This is a genomic window from Azospirillum humicireducens (assembly GCF_001639105.2).
Classification (GTDB): domain Bacteria; phylum Pseudomonadota; class Alphaproteobacteria; order Azospirillales; family Azospirillaceae; genus Azospirillum; species Azospirillum humicireducens.
On the sequence record NZ_CP015285.1, the window covers coordinates 2258329 to 2276635 of the forward strand.

General features: G+C 68.3%; 19 protein-coding genes. 13 read left to right on the forward strand and 6 right to left on the reverse strand.

The annotated features are described in order from the left end of the window. Positions 1-3: 3 nt before the first annotated feature. A complete protein-coding gene (gene gluQRS / locus A6A40_RS10530) occupies positions 4-846 on the reverse strand; it encodes a tRNA glutamyl-Q(34) synthetase GluQRS (RefSeq protein ID WP_063635358.1) in 843 nt (280 codons plus the stop codon). Positions 847-906: 60 nt separating this feature from the next. After that, positions 907-1074: a hypothetical protein gene (locus tag A6A40_RS30975; RefSeq protein WP_014248815.1), complete on the reverse strand. Its 168-nt coding sequence runs from the start codon at positions 1072-1074 to the stop codon at positions 907-909. Between the two features lie 423 nt (positions 1075-1497). Here A6A40_RS30975 and A6A40_RS10535 point away from each other — a divergent pair, with 423 nt between their 5' ends. After that, entirely contained in the window at positions 1498-2061 is a 564-nt protein-coding gene (locus A6A40_RS10535; protein WP_044550074.1) for an HNH endonuclease, read from the forward strand. A 350-nt stretch (positions 2062-2411) separates the two neighbouring features. Then, the gene (locus tag A6A40_RS10545; protein ID WP_063635359.1) at positions 2412-3368 is read left to right on the forward strand and encodes an acetyl-CoA carboxylase carboxyltransferase subunit alpha; all 957 of its coding nucleotides are present in this window, start codon (positions 2412-2414) and stop codon (positions 3366-3368) included. Between the two features lie 151 nt (positions 3369-3519). On the opposite strand, the gene A6A40_RS10550 is transcribed toward A6A40_RS10545, so the two are convergent. Beyond that, a complete protein-coding gene (locus tag A6A40_RS10550; RefSeq protein WP_063635360.1) occupies positions 3520-4965 on the reverse strand; it encodes a Y-family DNA polymerase in 1446 nt (481 codons plus the stop codon). Between the two features lie 255 nt (positions 4966-5220). Between A6A40_RS10550 and A6A40_RS10555 the strand changes: the two genes are divergently transcribed. The 7 genes from A6A40_RS10555 (at position 5221) to htpG (ending at position 12892) form a co-directional block, all read left to right on the forward strand. Next, on the forward strand, positions 5221-5775 hold the full coding sequence (locus tag A6A40_RS10555; protein WP_063635361.1) for a hypothetical protein: 555 nt from the start codon (positions 5221-5223) through the stop codon (positions 5773-5775). A gap of 125 nt (positions 5776-5900) precedes the next feature. Further along, positions 5901-6395: a HupE/UreJ family protein gene (locus tag A6A40_RS10560; protein WP_063635362.1), complete on the forward strand. Its 495-nt coding sequence runs from the start codon at positions 5901-5903 to the stop codon at positions 6393-6395. Between the two features lie 180 nt (positions 6396-6575). Beyond that, positions 6576-7736 carry a TAXI family TRAP transporter solute-binding subunit gene (locus tag A6A40_RS10565; protein ID WP_236783635.1) on the forward strand — a complete coding sequence of 387 codons (1161 nt, stop codon included), beginning with the start codon at positions 6576-6578 and terminating at the stop codon, positions 7734-7736. A gap of 117 nt (positions 7737-7853) precedes the next feature. Beyond that, positions 7854-8315 (forward strand): GNAT family N-acetyltransferase, encoded by a 462-nt coding sequence (locus tag A6A40_RS10570; protein ID WP_063636225.1) that lies wholly within the window; start codon positions 7854-7856, stop codon positions 8313-8315. Positions 8316-8448: 133 nt separating this feature from the next. Beyond that, positions 8449-9117 carry a glutathione S-transferase family protein gene (locus tag A6A40_RS10575; protein ID WP_063635364.1) on the forward strand — a complete coding sequence of 223 codons (669 nt, stop codon included), beginning with the start codon at positions 8449-8451 and terminating at the stop codon, positions 9115-9117. Positions 9118-9212: 95 nt separating this feature from the next. Continuing rightward, a complete protein-coding gene (locus A6A40_RS10580) occupies positions 9213-10844 on the forward strand; it encodes a hypothetical protein (RefSeq protein ID WP_063635365.1) in 1632 nt (543 codons plus the stop codon). Between the two features lie 164 nt (positions 10845-11008). Next, positions 11009-12892, forward strand: a complete 1884-nt coding sequence (gene htpG, locus A6A40_RS10585; RefSeq protein ID WP_063635366.1) for a molecular chaperone HtpG — start codon at positions 11009-11011, stop codon at positions 12890-12892. A 65-nt stretch (positions 12893-12957) separates the two neighbouring features. Here the strand turns inward: htpG and A6A40_RS10590 are convergent, their stop codons facing one another. Continuing rightward, complete coding sequence (locus tag A6A40_RS10590; protein WP_236783636.1) at positions 12958-14112, reverse strand: sensor histidine kinase; 1155 nt, start codon at positions 14110-14112, stop codon at positions 12958-12960. 431 nt (positions 14113-14543) lie between these two features. Between A6A40_RS10590 and A6A40_RS10595 the strand changes: the two genes are divergently transcribed. The 4 genes from A6A40_RS10595 to A6A40_RS10610 all read left to right on the forward strand — a co-directional run bounded on the left by A6A40_RS10595 (position 14544) and on the right by A6A40_RS10610 (position 16861). Beyond that, positions 14544-14975 carry a Fur family transcriptional regulator gene (locus A6A40_RS10595; RefSeq protein ID WP_063636226.1) on the forward strand — a complete coding sequence of 144 codons (432 nt, stop codon included), beginning with the start codon at positions 14544-14546 and terminating at the stop codon, positions 14973-14975. A 196-nt stretch (positions 14976-15171) separates the two neighbouring features. After that, positions 15172-15570, forward strand: coding sequence for a hypothetical protein (locus A6A40_RS10600; RefSeq protein WP_063635368.1), 399 nt, complete (start codon positions 15172-15174; stop codon positions 15568-15570). Positions 15571-15662: 92 nt separating this feature from the next. Then, positions 15663-16409, forward strand: a complete 747-nt coding sequence (locus A6A40_RS10605) for an HAD family hydrolase (RefSeq protein ID WP_082860780.1) — start codon at positions 15663-15665, stop codon at positions 16407-16409. Positions 16410-16486: 77 nt separating this feature from the next. After that, on the forward strand, positions 16487-16861 hold the full coding sequence (locus A6A40_RS10610; protein WP_063635369.1) for a response regulator: 375 nt from the start codon (positions 16487-16489) through the stop codon (positions 16859-16861). Positions 16862-16889: 28 nt separating this feature from the next. On the opposite strand, the gene sigJ is transcribed toward A6A40_RS10610, so the two are convergent. Both sigJ and A6A40_RS10620 read right to left on the reverse strand, forming a co-directional pair. After that, positions 16890-17789 (reverse strand): RNA polymerase sigma factor SigJ, encoded by a 900-nt coding sequence (gene sigJ / locus A6A40_RS10615; protein WP_063635370.1) that lies wholly within the window; start codon positions 17787-17789, stop codon positions 16890-16892. Next, entirely contained in the window at positions 17786-18238 is a 453-nt protein-coding gene (locus tag A6A40_RS10620; RefSeq protein WP_063635371.1) for a carboxymuconolactone decarboxylase family protein, read from the reverse strand. The genes sigJ and A6A40_RS10620 overlap by 4 nt, the downstream gene beginning before the upstream one ends. Between the last annotated feature and the right edge of the window lie 69 nt (positions 18239-18307).

Genomic DNA, 18307 nt, shown 5'->3' on the forward strand with positions numbered 1-18307 from the left:
CTATCACGCAAACCCCGCCAGCGCCCGGACCTCCGCCGGGCTGCGGCCTTCGTCGCGGAGCGAGCGCAGGGTCTGGGCGCGGTCGCGCTTGGCCAGCCGCTCGCCCGCCGCGTTCCGCAGCAGGCCGTGATGGTGGTAATCGGGCGGATCGTAGCCCAGCAGGGCCTGCAGCAGCCGGTGCAGATGGGTGGCGAAGAACAGATCCTCGCCGCGCGTGACCAGCGTCACGCCCTGCAGATGGTCGTCGACGGTGACGCTGAGGTGATAGCTGGTCGGCGTGTCCTTGCGGGCCAGCACCACGTCGCCCAGCAGTTCCGGAGTCGCCTCCTGCCAGCCCTGCGCCCGGTCGTGCCAACGCAGCGGCCCGGTCTGCCGGCAGGCGGCGGCCACGTCCAGCCGCAGTGCCCAGGGATCGCCACGGGCGATCCGCTCAGCCTGCTCCTCGGGCGAGCGATGGCGGCAGGTGCCGGGATAGAGCGGGCCGTCCGGACCGTGCGGCGCGGCGCCGGCCCGCGCGATCTCCGCGGCGATGTCCTTGCGGGTGCAGAAACAGGGATAGAGCACGCCCAGCGACTCGAGCCGGGCCAGTGCCGCGCGGAAATCGTCGAAATGGTCGGACTGGCGCCGGACCGGACCGTCCCAGTCGAGGCCGAGCCAGGACAAATCCTCGATCAGGTCGCGCTCGTAGTCCGGGCGGCAGCGGTTGGGATCGATGTCCTCGATCCGCAACAGGAAACGGCCGGCGGCGCTGCGGGCTGTGGTCCAGCCGAACAGCGCGGAATGGGCATGGCCCAGATGCAGGTGCCCGGTGGGGCTGGGGGCGAAGCGGGTGACGAGATCGCTCATTCCCGCGTTATAGCGGATCGCGCGCCGGACGGGACGCGGGATGTGACGATCCGGTTGGTCTCAGATGTAGGGATTGTCGCGGATCGGCTCGACCGGGATCTCTTCGCCCTCCAGATAGAGCGCCAGACGACGGCGCAGCTCGCGGTCGAAAGCGTCGATGCGGATCTGGCGTTCACGCTCCTCGCGTTCACGGCGCTTCTGGGCGAGGTCGATGATGACTGCGGTCATGGCGGAGTTTCCTCGGGGTCGCTTCCGGCCGGATCGGGCCGGCAGGATCGTGTTCGATCTGGTCGTCTTGGATCAACGAGGTCCACCATGGCGCCGTTATGGTTAACGAGGGGTAACCGCACAAGGCAAGCGCGAGTCTTTTTTCCCGATGTCACAGCCACCGCGCGTGGTGCCGGATAACCGCTCCCCCCTGCCGGCGATGCCCACAGCGCGAAAAAGGTTACACAACGGTGAAGAAATTCGGCCCTACCGGGTCAAGATGTTGAGTCCGGGCCGCCGATCCACTATGTATCTGGTTGTCCCGGATCGGCGATCCCGCAGTTGGGCCGGCCGCCGGGGCGGAGTAGATACGCCCCCGCGCACAAAGCCGCCTCGGTGTCGCGTGCCGGGATCCAGACACGGTTCCAGACAAGGGAGTGGCCATTGGCTCCACCACCCGATCACTGTCCGGCTCTGGTGCTGAACGCGGATTTCCGCCCGCTCAGTTACTTCCCCTTGTCGCTATGGTCCTGGCAGGAAGCGGTCAAGGCGGTCTTTCTGGAACGGGTCAACATCGTATCGCACTATGACCGGGTCGTCAGATCCCCAAGTTTCGAAGTCCGGTTGCCCAGCGTCATCTCTCTGAAAGAGTTCATTCCGGCAACGCGCCGCCCGGCCTTCACCCGCTTCAACGTCTTCCTGCGCGACCGCTTCACCTGCCAATATTGCGGCCGCCCCTTCCCCACACACGATCTGACCTTCGACCATGTGATCCCGCGGTCCCGCGGCGGTCGGACGACGTGGGAAAACGTCATCACCTCCTGTTCGGCCTGCAATCTGGCGAAGGGCGACCGCCTTCCCCATGTCTGCGGCATGATCCCTCTCAGTCCGCCCTTCCAGCCCACCGCCTACGAGCTGCAGGAGAACGGACGCGCCTTCCCGCCAAACTTCCTTCACGAGAGTTGGCGGGATTTTCTTTATTGGGACTCGGAACTGGACCCGATGTAGGGCCACGATACGGGCGGGAGGGGGCATGGCCGGGCCTCCACTCTACTCCCCCGCCCCAGCCTGACCGTCATCGGCCAGCGCGGCAGCCAGCCCATCCGGATATGTCGGCCGGAAGGCGCGGTAATCGCCGGCATGCCCGGAGAAATGGTCCTTGTAAGGAGGTCATCGGACTGGAGTCGCTCCTGAACGATTAGGGTTGGAATTCCCCGGCGGATGAGGATAAACCCTGTGGGTTCGTCGCGGAACCCTTCCCAGGCCGTCCCGCACCTTTCCGCTGTGGCGCAGGCGCGCCGGGCGTGCTAACCAAGCGCGCGTTTTTTCGTGCGCCCCGCCAACCACCCGTGTCCGGCATGCAGACCTTCCTGGAATTCGAAAAGCCGATCGCCGAGCTTGAAGGCAAGATCGAGGAGTTGCGGCACCTGACCAACGCCGGCGACATCAACATCGCCGACGAGGTTGCAAAGCTGCAGGCCAAGGTCGACAAGCTCCTGCGGCAGACCTACGCCAAGCTCACGCCCGCGCAGAAGGTTCAGGTGGCCCGCCACCCCAATCGGCCGCACTGCCTGGACTATGTGCGCGGCCTGATCGAGGACTTCACGCCGCTGGCCGGCGACCGCCATTTCGCCGAGGACCGCGCGGTCATCGGCGGGCTGGGTCGCTTCCGCGGCCGCTCGGTGGTGGTGATCGGCCAGGAAAAGGGCAACGACACCGAATCGCGCGTCCGCCACAATTTCGGCATGGCGAAGCCGGAAGGCTACCGCAAGGCCCAGCGCCTGATGGATCTGGCCGACCGCTTCAAGCTGCCGGTCGTCTCGCTGGTCGACACCGCCGGCGCCTTCCCCGGCGTCCAGGCCGAGGAGCGCGGCCAGGCCGAGGCCATCGCCAAGAGCATCGAGCGCTGCCTGCGGCTGAACGTGCCGATGGTCGCCTCGGTCATCGGCGAAGGCGGATCGGGCGGCGCCATCGCCATCGCCACCGCCGACCGCGTGCTGATGCTGGAACACGCCATCTATTCGGTGATCTCGCCGGAAGGCTGCGCGTCGATCCTGTGGCGCAGCTCCGACATGGCGGGCGAGGCGGCCATCGCGCTGCGCCTGATCAGCCAGGACCTGAAGGAACTGGGCGTCATCGACCGCGTGGTGAGCGAGCCCATCGGCGGCGCCCACCGCGACCCGGCCGAGACCATCAAGAAGCTGGGCGACTGCATCGAGGAGTCGCTGGGCGAACTGGACGGCCTCGACGGCGTCACGCTCCGCGCCAAGCGCCGCGAGAAGTTCCTGGAGATGGGGCAGAAGGGGCTGGGGTAAGTCCCTGGCCCATGTGCCCCCTCATGCCCGATGCCCCCTCCCCATCCCTCCCCCGCCCTCGGCGGTGGAGGGGGCGGGAGCTTTGCAAAAGTACAGCGGCTGCCCCCTCTCCCTCGAAGAGGGGGAGGGTTAGGGAGGGGGCAAAAGCACCTCAGCCCAGGAACCCGTGCAGGAACCAGCGCGGCCATTCCCCCGGCCGGTACAGCCCGGCGCGGAACAGCCAGAAGCGGCGGCCGGCGCCATCCTCCACGCGGTAATAATCGCGCACGGCCAACCCCAGCGATCCTTCCGGACGCCACCATTCGCACTCGATCCGCTCCGGCCCCTCGGCCCGGCTCACGCGGTGGCGCAGGCCGCGCCAGACGAACTGCAGCGGCGGGTCGTCGGGCAGCGGGGCGGTGGCCTCGATCGGTTCGGGCGGGGTCAGCAGGCGCAAAGGCCGCGGCCGGCCAGCCGGCCAGGGCTTCGGCAGCGGCAGGACCTCCACCGGCGGCAGCGCGGCGACGCAGCGTTCCGGCAGCCAGCTTTCCCGCGGCACCAGCCGCAGCACCGCCCGTTCCCCCAGCCGCAACGCCAGCCGATCGACCAGTTCCGCCAATCCTCCGTCAATCCCCTCGCCGTCGATGCCGGTCTGGATGGCGATGAGCGGCCCCGTCTCCGTCGCCGACAGCACCAGTGTCTCCAGCCCCGGACCAGGGTCGATCCGCTCGAGCAGCGGGGCGGCCAGCCGCGCCAGCGCCGCCGGGTCGCGGGTAGGGCGGCTGGTGCCGAGCGTCAGGCTCTGCGCTTCGTCATCCACCCTCTGGTCGGTGCGGTGGGTGTCCAACCGCAGCCGGCGCACCCCCTGCCCAGCCGCCTCCAGCCCAGTGCACAGCCGGCCCAGCAGATGGCGGAGCGCCCCGGCAATCGACTCGGGCGTGGAGATCGGCTCGGCGAAGGTCAGGCGCTCGCGGTGCTCAGGCACCGGCCGGCGCGGAGAGATCGGCTCGTCCAGCCGGCCGAATGCCTGATCGTAGCGTTGCAGCAACCTGCCCCCGAACCGCGCCGCCAGCCCGGCCCGCGGCATGGCATGCAGGTCGCCGATCCGGCGCAATCCCAGCGCATGCAGCCCCTCGACCGTCTCGGCGGGCAGGCGCAGGGCGGCCAGCGGCAGCCCATCCAGCCGCTCCCGCCGCCGATCCTCCGGACTGCCGAACCGCACCAGCCCCCAGGCGGCGGCCGGGGTGTCGGCGATGGCGGCGCGGGCGGCAAAGCCGGCGGCGCGCAGTCGACCGGTCAGGTCGGCGGCCAATGCCGCTTCATTCCCGAACAGATGGGCGCAGCCGGTGATGTCGATCACCACCCCGTCCGGCTCGTCCGCCGCTGTCCAGGGGCTGTAGCGATGCGCCCAGTCGGCGATGCGGCCGAGCAGGACCGCATCGGCCTCCGGCGTCGCCTCCGCCACCTCCAGCCCCGGCTCCAACGCACGGGCGTCGCTGAGGGTATGGCCGGGGCCGATGCCGGCCGATGCCGCCACCCGGTTGACCGCGACCACCATCCGGCGCTGGCGCTCCGTCCGCAGCAGGGCGAAGGGACGTCCCCGCAATTCGGGCGGCATGGTCCGCTCCCGCGCGTCGGTGGGCAGCCGAGGCAGCCACAGGGCGAGGATGCGGCGCCTTCCTCCCCAACGACCGAATCCCCTCTCCCCCCCGGGGGGAGAGGGGGATAGGTCCGGATGTGGGAAGAGGGGCTTCATACGAGAGCCAACAGTTCGGAACAAACAAAGAACATACTAGCGCCAGCTTGGCCGCAGGGGGAGTCCCTCCTTTAGGGTCATCTTGCCGAAACGTCCGGCAGTACCGACATTCCGTTCATGGCCCTGCATCTCCCGTCTCTCATCCGCCGCTTCGCTCCGCTGGCTTTCCTGCTGGCAGCGGGCGCCTGCGCGCCGACGGAACTGCGCGACGATGCCCCCGGCCGCGCCCAGGCCTTCCCGCCGGTCTACAACCAGACATTCGTGCCGGGAGGCGGGGAACGTCGGACCTGGAGCCGGATCCAGGCGGAACAGTCGCGTGCCGACTCCGGCGGCGCAGTCCGGCCACGGCAGAGCGAGGAACCGCAACCCCGCACCAACTCCAAGCACACCGACTCGGGAGACGCCGACCGGCCGCCGCCCAAACGTCCCCGCGGCAGTTCGTCACCCCCGCCCGATCCGGCGGCCTTGCCGCAGCCGCCGCGCCCGATCCCGGTGCCGCCCCCGCCCTCGTCGCAGAGCGCCACCGACGCCTTCAAGCGCGACCTGATCCGGCCGGAGGTGGACCGCATGCGCACAGACGACGCCATGGGGCGGCTCGACCCGCTGGGCCAGCGCGACCTGATGCGGCGCGAAAACGACCTGCGCCAATGGGGCGATCCGCTGGCGCGCTAGCCGCCCCCGGCAGCATCCCTCCGGCAGCATTCCCTCGGCAACCTCCGCCTTGGCGGCTTGACCACGCCCTCTCTCAACCGCCATACCGGCCCCCGTGATTCGGAATGGACGGAGGATGCAGGCGCATGACGACGGTGACGGGGGCCTTCGGCAACGGGCTGACCACGCCGGTGTGGGTGCTGCAGCATCTGCTGGGCATCCTCGGCATCGGCCTATGGGCGGGGCAGGCCGGCGGCACCGCGGTCTGGCAGGTGCCGGCCGCCGCCGTGACCGCGGCTCTGGTGGCGGGCTTCGCCGCACAGATGGGGCTGCGGCTGCCCTATGCCGGGCCGGGGCTGGCGGCTTCGCTGATCGTGATCGGGTCGCTGGTGGCGCTGGGGGTGCGGGCGCCGGCCGTGCTGGCGGTGCTGATCGCCGCGGTGGCCGCGGTGTTCCACGGCCACGCCCACCAGGGTCCGCCGCTCTATTGGGCCGGCTTCGCCGCCGGGCTGATGCTGGTCGCCTGCGGCGGGCTCGGTCTGTCGATCGCGGTGACGCAGGCCGAATCGGACAGGGCAGTGCGCATGTGTGGCGGTGCGGTGGCAGTCGCGGGCGTTCTCGACCTCGTCGGCGTGATTTGACCGCTTGCGCCTTGAAATGAGGGGGTTGCGCGGGAATCTTTGAAGACACTCCCCTTCCCAGCCCGATCGACCGGGCCAGACGAACGGAACGACCCGGTGTCCCGCGCAGCCGCCAAAGCCTGCCTCCCTCCGCCGGGGCTCCCCTCGAAGGGGCTTCAGACGCATTCCGATGCGGTCTTCTTGACCCGACGGTGCCTGCTGGGCCGTCTGTTGGGCGGGCTGGCGCTGCCGCCGCTGCTTGCCTCCGCCGGCGGTCTGGCATTGGGGGGAGCGCAGCCGGCGGCGGCGCAGGATCTGCGCTATTTCCGCATCGGCACCGGCACCACCGCCGGCACCTATTTCCCGATCGGCGGGCTGATCGCCAACGCCATCTCCAACCCGCCGGGATCGAGGCCCTGCGACAAGGGCGGAAGCTGCGGCATACCCGGCCTGATCGTGGTGGCGCAGGCCAGCAACGGTTCCGTCGACAACATCGAGCTGCTGCGCGCCGGCACGGTGGAGGCCGGCTTCGCCCAGGCCGACGTCGCCTTCTGGGCCTACAGCGGCACCGGCAGCTTCAGCGGCAAGCGCCCCTTCGCGGAACTGCGCTCGCTCGGCATGCTCTATGCGGAGGCGATCCAGATCGTCGTCCGCTCCGACGGCTTCATCGACCGCATGCCCGACCTGAAGGGCCGCAGCATCTCGCTGGGCGAGGAGGGATCGGGCACGCTGGTGGAAGCCCGGCTGATCCTGGATGCCTATGGCCTGTCGGAAACGACGATCACGCCGCACTACCTCAAGCCGGGCATGGCGGCCGACCGGCTGGCGAAGGGTGAGCTGGACGGCTTCTTCATGGTGGGCGGCTATCCGGTGTCGGCGGTCGCGGACGTGGCCGCGCGCGTGCCGATCCGGCTGGTGCCGCTGGACGGCGAACCGGCCGCCCGGCTGCTGCGGACCCAGCGCTTCTATATCGAGGACGAGATCCCCGCCAACGCCTATCCCGGCAGCGCCACCACCCCGACGCTGAGCCTGGGGGCGGAGTTGCTGACCCGCGCCGACCGCGATCCGGACCTGATCCATGGCATCGTCCGGGCGCTGTGGCACGAGAACACCCGCCGCATCCTGGCCGACGGGCATCCGCAGGGCCGCAACTTCGACCCCGCCCGCGCGGTCGCCAACGTCTCGGTCCCCCTGCATCCGGGGGCGGAGCGCTATTACCGGGAGGCCGGCCTGCTGGGCAATGCCGCCAACGAGGAAAACCGCGCGCCCGCACCCCTGCCCGACAACGGCGCCGGCACCGGCACCGGCAGCGACGACAAAGCCGCCAGGAACAAACCGGCTGGAGAGAAGACGGTACGCTGAGACTCCGCTCTCGGCACGAGACGAAAGGAGCGTTCCCGGACGACCCGCCGACGGAATATTCTGTTCCCCATCCGGTTGATCCAGACGATCGACCGCTACGGACAGAAGGGAGGAGGCATGCCGGCCGGCGAAGGAAGGGGCGTCGCGATCCGTTCCATCCGCAGCGCCGACGCGCCGCGCTGCGCCGAGATATTCCTGCATGGCCGCCGCCAGGCCTTTTCCTGGCAGCCCGCCGACCGCTTCAGACTGGACGATTATTACGATTGCGTGCGCGAGGATGCGGTGCTTGTCGCCGAAGCGGACGGGACGGTGGTCGGCTTCGTCTCCCTCGATCCGCAGGCCTGCATCATCCACAACCTGTTCATCGACCCCGGATGGTGCAAGCGCGGCATCGGTTCCGCCCTGCTGCGCGAGGCTCTAGGCCTGCTGCGCGCAGGCCATCGCCCGGCCGAGCTGGCTTGCGCCGCCCGCAACGCCGCCGCCCGCGCCTTCTACGAACGCAACGGCTGGACGCCGGTGACGGCACCCTCCGACGACGGGGATGCGCTGGTGCTCTACCGCCTGTCGCCGGCAAGGTGAGCCCCCATTTTTCCACCACCTTTCATTGCCGCTTCTCTTGCCGGAATCCCCGTCGACCCTCCCCCAACGAGACGCGCAGACGCCGATGCGCGGGCTGTTTTCGCGTGCCGCGTTACGGTAAAGTCCCGCCGCCATGCGAACCCTGTACCATCACCCGATCCACCCCCTGTCGCGCGTCGCGCGCGTGATGCTCGCCGAGAAGGGCCTTCCCTTCGAGCCCGTGGTCGAGAAGCCATGGGAAAGGCGCACCGATTTCCTGAAGATGAACCCCGCCGGCGAGGTGCCGGTGCTGGTGGAGGAGGATGGGACCGTCGTCGCCGGCGGCCTCGCCGTGATCGAATATCTGGAGGAGGCCTATCCCGACACGCCCCTGCTGCCGCGGGAGGTCGCGGCGCGGGCGGAGGTGCGGCGGATCGCCGACTGGTTCCTGCACAAGTTCGAGCGCGAGGTGGGCGAAAATCTGGTGGGCGAGAAGCTGATAAAGCGGCTGTCCGGCCAGGGCCACCCCTTCGCGCCGGCGATTCGCGCCGGGCTGGCCAACATCACCTACCATCTCGACTACATCGCCTTCCTGTCGGAACGGCGGCCCTGGCTGGCGGGGTCGGTGTTCACGCTGGCCGACATCGCCGCCGCGGCCCAGCTGTCCTGCCTGGACTATATCGACAATGTACCATGGGACCGCAGTCCGGAAGCCAAGGACTGGTACGCCCGGATCAAATCGCGCCCCAGCTTCCGCGCCCTTCTGGCCGACAACATCACCGGTTGTCCGCCGCCCCGGCACTACGCCGACCTGGATTTTTAACGCCGTCTTAGGAACAGACGCATCAGAGGCATGGACCGGCCTTGCGTATCAGGTTTAACGTGCTCCCAAAATCGTATATTGGGAGTTGTTCCTCGATGCGCCTGCGCCGTCTTTCGTCCGTCCCGGCCCTGCCGCTCCGTTCCCTGCGGCCTGCCCTGATCGCCGGCGGCATGCTGGCGCTGGTGGCCGGCTGGCCACTCTCCCAGGCCGCCCACGCCGCACCCGCGGTCGACGAGGCCGGTGCCAAGGCACTCGCCGAGTTGCTGAAGAAGGAGCTGCCCCGCTGGTACCCGCCGTCCTCCGAGACTGTCGAGGGTGTCGGCTTCGAATGGCAGGGCGAGCCGACCGTCAAGCCGGCCGGCGACCATTACGACGTCGCCCTGCCCCGCCTGTCGGTGGAGGGCGCCGAAGGCGGGCTGATCGACGTTGGAACCATCCTCTTGTCGGTGACGCCGAAGGATGACAGCCAGTTCGGTTTGGCGGTCACGCTGCCCAGCGCGATCAAGGTGCAGGACCTGGACGAGAACGACGAGTATGTCGACGTTGCGATCATCTCCATCGGTAAGCAATCCTTCACCAGCACCTGGTCTGGCACGCTGGAGACGCTGCTGACGGTCGATGCCGCCTACAACGACATCGCGGTCAGCGCGGCCGATGGCAAGGGCAAGCTCTCCGTCGCCTCCATGACCATGGTCCAGGACCTGAAGCCGGAGGCCAGCACCGGCGGCGCCAGCCTGTGGAGCGGCCCGTCCGCCTTCGCCTTCAGCGGCCTGTCGCTACTCGACGACAAGAACAAGGAGTTGATGAAGCTCGGCAGCGCCACCGCCGAAGCCGCCTACGTCCGTGTCGACCTGACCAAGGTCAGCGCCCTGCAGAAGCTGTCGAAACAGACCGCCGCCATGGGCGTGGCCCCGAACAAGACCGAGCTGTTGTCGAATCTGCAGGGCATCTTCGGCAGCGTCACCGCCGCGATTCGCCTGTCCAACCTGTCCTTCGTCAAACCGGAGGATGGGACCAGCGTGACGCTGGGCCAGTTCGCCTTCCACAGCGGCCTGACCGATCTCGACCAGCCGCAATCGACCGTCAGCATGGGCATCGAAGCCCGCGACTTCGCCATGACGCCGTCGCCGGCCCCCGCAGCCTTCACCCCGCGCGCCTTCGAGATCAAGCTGTCGGCCGCCAAGCTGCCGAACAGCGCCCTGTGGAAGGCCTTCACCGAGTACGCCAAGACCATCGAGGCGCAAGAGGCCCCGCCGCCGAAGAAGGGCGCCAAGGCCCCGCCGCCGCCGCCGTCGCCAGAGGTCATCATGCTGCAGACGATGGCCGCGATGGGCGAGGCCGGGACCGAGCTGCGCATCGACGCGCTGAACCTCGACACCCCCGCCACCGCCGGCACCGCCACCGGCGCCCTGAAGGTCGCCACCCCGGCCGCCTTCGGCGTCACCGGCGGCGCCACCGTCCTGCTGCGCGGCATCGACGCCGCGGTGAAGGCGATGCAGCCGGCGCCTGGGACCAAGCCCGACAAGGAGACGCAGGATCTGCTCGCCGGTCTGGCGATGGTCCAGGCCCTGGGCCAGGCCGGGAAGGACGACAGCGGCGCCGAGATCCGCACCTACAAGATCGACGTCACGGAGGCCGGCCAGCTGCTGCTGAACGGTGCAGACATGACCGCCTTGCTGGCCGGCGGCAGCGAGCCGGCTCCGGCACCGGCTCCGAAGAAGAAGTAAGGGAAAAGTCCGGGGGAGGGGACATCGTCGCCTCCCCCGCCGCGACACCCCGCCGCACACCTCCCGCGGTTGCACGGCACAAGCCTCTTGAACGGCCGGGACGCTTTCACATATCTCCGCCGTCTTGACGCCAACACCCGTGCAAAACCAACGAAGGTGCCCCCATGACCGAGGAACGGCTCAGTTTTCAAGCCGAGGTCAGCCGTCTGCTCGACATCGTCGCCCACTCGCTCTACAGCGAGAAGGAAGTCTTCCTGCGCGAATTGGTCTCCAACGCGTCGGACGCCTGCGACCGCCTGCGCTACGCGGCCCTGACCCAGCCGGAACTCTCGGCCGACGATCCGAACCTCAAGGTCCGCCTGCTGGTCGACAAGGACTTGCGGACCCTGACCGTCGCCGACAACGGCATCGGCATGAACCGCGAGGATCTGGTCGAGAATCTCGGCACCATCGCCCGCTCCGGCACCGCCGCCTTCATGAAGTCGCTGGAAGGCGCGGAAAAGGCTGACGGCAAGAAGGACGTCAACCTGATCGGCCAGTTCGGCGTCGGCTTCTATTCCGCCTTCATGGCCGCCGACAAGGTGACGGTCCTGACCCGCAAGGCCGGCGAACCCCATGGCTGGCGTTGGGAATCCGACGGCAAGGGCGAGTTCACCATCGCCGAGGCCGACGGCCTGTCGCGCGGCACGAAGATAGTGCTGCACCTGCGCCAGGGCGACGACGAATATCTCGACGAGGCCCGGCTGGGCGGCATCGTCCGCAAATATTCCGACCACATCGCCATCCCGATCCTGTTCGGCGAGGGTGACGACGCCAAGGCGCTGAACAGCGCGTCGGCCCTGTGGACCCGGTCGAAGTCGGAGATCACCGCCGACCAGTACAAGGAATTCTACCACCATGTCGGGCACGCCTTCGACGATCCGTGGCTGACCCTGCACTGGCGGGCCGAAGGGGCGCTGGAATACACCAACCTGCTCTATGTGCCCTCGACCAAGCCGTTCGACCTGTTCGACCCCAAGCGCGCCCACCGGGTGAAGCTGTACGTCAAGCGCGTCTTCATCACCGACGCGGCGGAAGGTCTGATCCCGCCCTATCTGCGCTTCCTGCGCGGCGTGGTCGACAGCGAGGATCTGCCGCTGAACATCAGCCGCGAGATGCTGCAGCACAACCCGATGCTGGCCAAGATCAAGGCCGGCATCACCCGGCGCGTCCTGTCGGAGCTGTCGAAGAAGGCCAAGGACACGGAGAACGCGGCCGAATATGACAGCTTCTGGGAAAACTTCGGCGCGGTGCTGAAGGAAGGCCTCTATGAGGATTACGAGCACCGGGACGAGTTGCTGAAGCTGCTGCGCTTCCGCACCACCGCCGGCGAGGAACTGGTGTCGCTGGAGCAGTATGTCGCCCGCATGAAGGAAGGCCAGGACGCCATCTACACCATCAGCGGCGACGACATCGACACCCTGCTGCGCAGCCCGCAGCTGGAAGGCTTCAAGGCCAAGGGCGTCGAGGTTCTGCTGCTGACCGATCCGGTGGACGAGTTCTGGATGCCGTCGGTCGGCGTCTATGACGGCAAGCCCTTCAAGTCCGTGACCCGCGGCGGCGCCGATCTCGGCAAGATCAAGGGCGGGGAGACCGAAAAGCCGGAGGAGGAGAAGACACCGGAAGGCGAGCTGACCGACCTGCTGGCCCTGCTGAAGCTGACCCTGTCCGATGCGGTGAAGGATGTCCGCAAGTCCGAACGCCTGACCGACAGCGCCGTCTGTCTGGTCGCCGACGACAACGACATGGACATGCATCTGGAGCGGCTGCTGAAGCAGCACAAGCAGCTGAACGGCGAGGCCGGCAAACGCATCCTGGAGATCAACCCCTCGCATGCCCTGATCAAGCGGCTGGCCGAGCGGGCCAAGGGCAGCGGTGCGACCGACGCGCTGGAGGATGCGGCGTGGCTGCTGCTGGACCAGGCCCGCATCGTCGAGGGCGAGCCCCTGCCCGACCCCGCCGCCTTCGCCCGCCGTCTGGCGAGCGCGATGGAGAAGGGGCTGGCGTAAGGATCGCCGTCGGCAGGACAATGCGATGAACAGGCCCTCTCCTCCACGGAGGAGGGGGCTTTTCCTTATCCCCGCCCCACCCGGTCGGCAGGGAAGACCAGCGACATGACCGTGCCCTCGTCACGACGGCTGACGACATCCAGTCGTCCTCCATGCAGTTCGATCAGGCGCTTGGTCAGGGGAAGGCCCAGCCCGGTGCCGACCTGGGCGCGGGCCAGTGCGCTGTCGATCTGCCCCCAGGGCTCCAGCGCCTTCGCCAGCTCTTCCCCGGTCATGCCGATGCCGGTGTCATGCACCGAGAGCCACAGCGCGCCGCCGGCCGCCACGCGGGCGCCCAGCGTCACCACACCATCGACCGGCGTGAACTTCACCGCGTTCGACAGCAGGTTCAGCAGCATCTGGCGCAGCTTGCGTTCGTCCGCGCGCAAGGGCGGCAGGTCGGTGGGCACGGTGGTGACGATGCGCACGCCATGGCGCGACGCCCGTTCGGCCAGCAGCCGCGCGGTGCCGATCGCCACCCGCAACACATCCACCGTCCCATCCACCAGTTCCAGCCGGTCGGCATCGGCCTTGGACAGGTCGAGCAGGTCGTTGATCAGTTCCATCAGGTGCCGGCCGCTCTCGGCGATGTCGCGGGCATAGTCGCGATAGAGCGGAATCGCGTGCGGTCCCGCCACCTCCTGCTCCAGCAGCTCGGCGAATCCCATCATCGCGGTCAGCGGAGTGCGGATCTCGTGGCTCATGTTGGCGAGGAAGGCCGTCTTGGCCCGGATCGCCCGCTCGGCTTGCCGACGCGCCTCCTCCAGCTGGCGGGCGCGCAGATCGGTCTGTTCGGCGGAACGCGCCATCAGCCCGGTCACCGTGCCGACGCCGAGATAGCGGCCCTGGTCCACCACGAGAAAGCCGGTCACCAGCGCCGCCGGCTTCAGCCGGGCCAGACGCCGCCCGATCTCCGCCAGCGGAGTCGTCCCCTCGACCAGCAGCGGAGCCGGGTCCATAAGGGCCGACACCGGGACGTCCGCGTCATCGTTGCCGCCAGCCGCCGGAAGCCGGCTGCGCTCCAGCAGGCCGACGACACAGCCCTCGCCATCGACAACCGGAATGGCGGGCAAATCCGGTTGGCGGTTGAAGCGGGCCGTTGCCGCCGCACAATCCTGTGCGGGTGCCAGCGGCGTCACCGGAACCGCCAGCCCGGCGGCGGTGAAGGCGGGTTCATCCATGTGCGCCTCCGGCGCGGCCGGTACGGGAAGCGGCGGATCGAATGGCGTCACGGCATCTCCCCCCTCCCTATCCGGCTTACTCCTGTCCGGTCGGCACCGGTCGCGGAATGCGCGGCGCTCTTTCGGGAAAACCTAGCAGCGGATTATGAGCAATTGGTTTCCAATCCGCCCATCCATCCCGACACGGCCCTATACGAAAGTCCTATAGCCATGAAAGAAGAGGCTTTTGGACGTTCGGCCGTCCGGCTGTGACCTGGGCATTTGAGAATGGCTCCGAAACACAGTATGATGGTCGGGTATTCGGGGTGCCGCGTTCGGCCGACCGGACTTGTCCGTCCGGCCTGCCTTCCCTGTCGGCATTCCGGGCATCAGGGAGACACGGAGGGGCGATCCGCCGCCCGCCACACAGAACAGGATTACAGGGGATGTCCATGCCCTCGCGCCTCGAAGAATTGTGCGTGAAGAAGGGATTGAAGATGACCGACCAGCGCCGCGTGATTTCGCGCGTGCTGTCGGAGGCGACGGACCATCCCGATGTGGAGGAGGTGCACCGCCGTGCATCGGCCATCGACCCGCGCATTTCCATCGCCACCGTCTACCGGACGATGCGGTTGTTCGAGGAAGCGCATGTGATCGACCGCCTCGATTTCGGCGATGGCCGCGCTCGCTACGAAGAAGCGAGAACCGATCACCACCATCATCTGATCGATGTCGATTCCGGTGAAGTCATCGAATTCACCAATGATGAAATGGAACGGCTGAAGGAAAGCATTGCCAGCGAACTGGGCTATGACCTGATCGGCCATCGGCTTGAACTGTACGGCGTCCCGCGCAAGCGCCGCGCCGATAAATCTGAGTCTTAACTAGATAGCGGACTCCGCGGCGTTGCGCACAAGAGGTGGCTGCTGACTTTACCCCCATCCGGAATCGCCACACGCGCAACGGGCGGGTCAAGCGGCCATCGCTTGCGGGGTGCATCGGGTGCCGGTCTGGACCTTGCAGGTCGATGGCCCAAGGTTAGGCGAGGAGCAAACCTCACTGACCGGAACCGGCCGCACCATGGATGACCGCCACGACGACCGCCCCGACACCCGGCACGAAAGCCCGCCGATCATGTCCGGGGCCGAACCGATCACAATCCAGGGCTCCAGCCCTAACTCAGTTGGCCCGGCTCCTGTTGGCCCGGATCCCGTTCTCGAACGGCTGGACCGGCTGTCCGACTTGCTGCTGCGCCGCATCGACCGGTTGGAGGAGCGGGTCCGCAGCCTGGAGCAGGACAATGGCGAGATCATAAATCTGCTGATCGCCGTCAAGGCCGGTCTCGAAGAGGCATCCGGCGACCTGATCGCACAGCTTGAGGACGCCGAGGATGCCGCCGAGGCCGATGCGGGGAGCGAAGATGGGGCGGAGGACGGCCTGCTGTTCGAAACGCCCAGCGGCCCGACGATGCTGCATTGACGGCACCGCGGCTCGCGGCAGACCTGGAACCGTTCCCAGGGTTGCCGTAAAAGACCTTGCCCGCCATACCGCGGCGGCCGGATAAACGGCGCATGCAGACCTTCCCCCTCCCCGATCCTGCGCCCCGGACCAGCCTCGCGCCGCCGGCGCTCCTGCCGGCGCAGCATCTCGAATTGCCGACGTCCGCTTCTCCGGTCTCCGATCCGTTGGTCTGCGGTCCGTCCGGCGTCGCCTTCTTCGACTTCGACGGCACGCTGATCCACGGCGACAGCCTGCCGATGTTCGTCGGCGAGGTGATCGGCCGGCACCGCGCCGCCCTGGCGCTGGCCGACGCCATCCGTTCGGCGATGCACCGCCATGTCCGCGGCCGGGGGCCGGGCTGCGATTTCCCCGGATCGGTGAAGGCGATCTATCTGAAGCGCACCCTTCGCGGTCTACCGGTGGCCGACGCGCTGGCCGCGGCCGAGCGGATGGCGCCCCGCGTCCGCTGGCACCAGCCCATGCTGGAGGTGCTGAAGGAGCATCGCCGGCAGGGACGCCGGGTGGTGGTCGCAACCGGCGCGCTCGACCTCTATATGCCGGCCCTTCTGCGCGGGCTGGAGGTGGACGACCTGTTGGCCACGGGAATGGAAGTGGCGGACGGCAAGCTGACCGGCAGCCTCAGCACCGCCAACTGCGTACGCCTGGACAAGGCCGAGCGTGTGACCGCCTGGATCGCCGGCAACGGCCCGGTCGCCGCCACCTGGGGTTATGGCAACCACCCCAGCGACCTGCCGATGCTGGCGCTGATGCACAAGGGCGAAGTGATCCGCATTCGACGAAGGTCGAACCGCAGGTAGCAACCGTTTACAACCCGCCTGCCGCGCCGCATACTTCTTGCCGTCCATAAAAAAAACATGATGGACGGAGGGGAAACGTGAGCTTCAGCATCGACGCCGACATCGGGATGCCGGGCTATGGCGGGCGCCGTGCCGTGGTTGCCGATGCCGACCGCATCCAGCGCGAGGCGCTGGCAGGCCATCTCTCCGGCCGCGGTTTCCAGGTTTCGCAGACCGACGATGCGCTGGAGGCGTTGACCATCATCGGTGCGGAGGCGCCGGTGGTCGCATTGCTGCCCTTGCACCATGAAGGCGACGAGGGCGACCGGGCCGCGGCACTGGCGGCGATGCTTTACCCGCAGACGCGCATCCTGATGACCGGCCCCCGCCTGCAGAATGCCGCCTTTCCCATCCTGTCCCGCCCGGTCGACCTGACCGCACTCGACCGCTGGCTGGACGAGGCGACGGCATAGGGTCGGCCATGAGCCCTGCCGCTTTTCCCTATTGGACGCCGGTCTCTCCGAAGCCCGCCACATGCTTCAGCTTTTGCGGGTTGGCGATCTGGTAGATCCGCCGGATGCGGCCATCTGCGATGTCGAAGGCCAGCACGCTGCGGAAGGAGCCGCCCAGTTCGGCCAGCAGCCCCGGTCCGCCATTCACCCGCACCTGCACGAAGCCGAACCCGACGCCCCGCTTGCGCTGAACGCCCAGCAGGAAGCGGGCGATGCGCTCGGCACCGAAGAGCGGATTGACCGCCGTCCGCACCATGCCGCCGCCGTCGCTCAGCCACTGGGCATCGTTCGACAGCAGGGCGACGATGGCGGCATAGTCGCGCCGGGCGCTGGCCTCGGCGAAGGCATCGGCCAGACGGCGTCCGGCATCCGCATCGGCGCGGGATTCGGAGGGTTCGTTCAGCCGGTTGCGGGCACGCCGCATGATCTGGCGGCAGGCCTCCACCGACTTGCCGAGGATCGCCGCGATCTCCGTGTAATCGAGGTCCATCGCCTCGCGCAGGACGAAGACCACGCGCTGGTCCGGCGCCAGCCGTTCCAGCAGCAGGAGCATCGCGATCGGCACCGACTCGCACTCAGGTCCCTCGTCAGCCCCGTCGGCCCAGGCGGCGACCTCCGGTTCGGGCAGCCACAGCCCGTAATAGCGCTCCCGCGCCACCTGGGCGGAACGCAGCCGGTCAAGCGCCAGCCGGGTCACAAGCGTCGTCAGAAAGGCGGGGGCCGACCCGACGCTGCCGGGCGCCACTGCGGACCAGCGCAGCCAGGCGTCCTGCAGCGTGTCCTCCGCCTCCGCCACCGAGCCGAGCAGCCGGTAGGCCAGGGCGCGCAGCCGCGCCCGCTCGCCCGCGAAGGCGGCGAGCGCGGTGTCCGGATCGGCCAGCGCCGTCACGCCGCCATCCCCACGGCGGTGCCCTCGATATGCTGGGCGATGCCGATGCGGTTCCAGGCGTTGATCTGCGCCGCCGTCACCGTCAGTTGGGCGATCTGCTCGGCGTTGAAATGGCGTTGCAGTTCCCGATAGGCTGCGTCGATGCGGTCATGCTGGGCGCGGGTCAGCACCTCGGCCCAGGCGAAAGCGGCGCGTTCGTCGGGCAGGAACAGATCCGACCGCTCCCACTCGGCAAGGGAGGCGATGCGCTGTTCCGACTGGCCGTCGTGGCGGGCTTCCTTGCTGTGCATGTCGATGCAATAGGCGCAGCCGTTGATCTGCGACACGCGCAGGTCGATCAGATGAATCAAGCCGGTCGGCAGGCCGCTGCCGCGGATAGTCTTGGCTGTGGCGTACAGCGTGGCAAACAGGGACGGTGCATCGGTGGCGACGGTGAAACGGAAAGCCATGGTTCGCATCCTCGTTTGGAGTGTCATCGCCCCCATGACGGGGCGACCCGCTCCGGCGTGACGCATGGC

Coding starts and splice junctions, on each gene's coding strand:
- gluQRS (WP_063635358.1), bottom strand. CDS start 846: ATGAGCGATCTCGTCACCCGCTTCGCCCCCAGCCCCACCGGGCACCTG.
- A6A40_RS30975 (WP_014248815.1), bottom strand. CDS start 1,074: ATGACCGCAGTCATCATCGACCTCGCCCAGAAGCGCCGTGAACGCGAG.
- A6A40_RS10545 (WP_063635359.1), top strand. CDS start 2,412: ATGCAGACCTTCCTGGAATTCGAAAAGCCGATCGCCGAGCTTGAAGGC.
- A6A40_RS10550 (WP_063635360.1), bottom strand. CDS start 4,965: ATGCCGCCCGAATTGCGGGGACGTCCCTTCGCCCTGCTGCGGACGGAG.
- A6A40_RS10555 (WP_063635361.1), top strand. CDS start 5,221: ATGGCCCTGCATCTCCCGTCTCTCATCCGCCGCTTCGCTCCGCTGGCT.
- A6A40_RS10560 (WP_063635362.1), top strand. CDS start 5,901: ATGACGACGGTGACGGGGGCCTTCGGCAACGGGCTGACCACGCCGGTG.
- A6A40_RS10570 (WP_063636225.1), top strand. CDS start 7,854: ATGCCGGCCGGCGAAGGAAGGGGCGTCGCGATCCGTTCCATCCGCAGC.
- A6A40_RS10575 (WP_063635364.1), top strand. CDS start 8,449: ATGCGAACCCTGTACCATCACCCGATCCACCCCCTGTCGCGCGTCGCG.
- A6A40_RS10580 (WP_063635365.1), top strand. CDS start 9,213: ATGCGCCTGCGCCGTCTTTCGTCCGTCCCGGCCCTGCCGCTCCGTTCC.
- htpG (WP_063635366.1), top strand. CDS start 11,009: ATGACCGAGGAACGGCTCAGTTTTCAAGCCGAGGTCAGCCGTCTGCTC.
- A6A40_RS10590 (WP_236783636.1), bottom strand. CDS start 14,112: ATGGATGAACCCGCCTTCACCGCCGCCGGGCTGGCGGTTCCGGTGACG.
- A6A40_RS10595 (WP_063636226.1), top strand. CDS start 14,544: ATGCCCTCGCGCCTCGAAGAATTGTGCGTGAAGAAGGGATTGAAGATG.
- A6A40_RS10600 (WP_063635368.1), top strand. CDS start 15,172: ATGGATGACCGCCACGACGACCGCCCCGACACCCGGCACGAAAGCCCG.
- A6A40_RS10605 (WP_082860780.1), top strand. CDS start 15,663: ATGCAGACCTTCCCCCTCCCCGATCCTGCGCCCCGGACCAGCCTCGCG.
- A6A40_RS10620 (WP_063635371.1), bottom strand. CDS start 18,238: ATGGCTTTCCGTTTCACCGTCGCCACCGATGCACCGTCCCTGTTTGCC.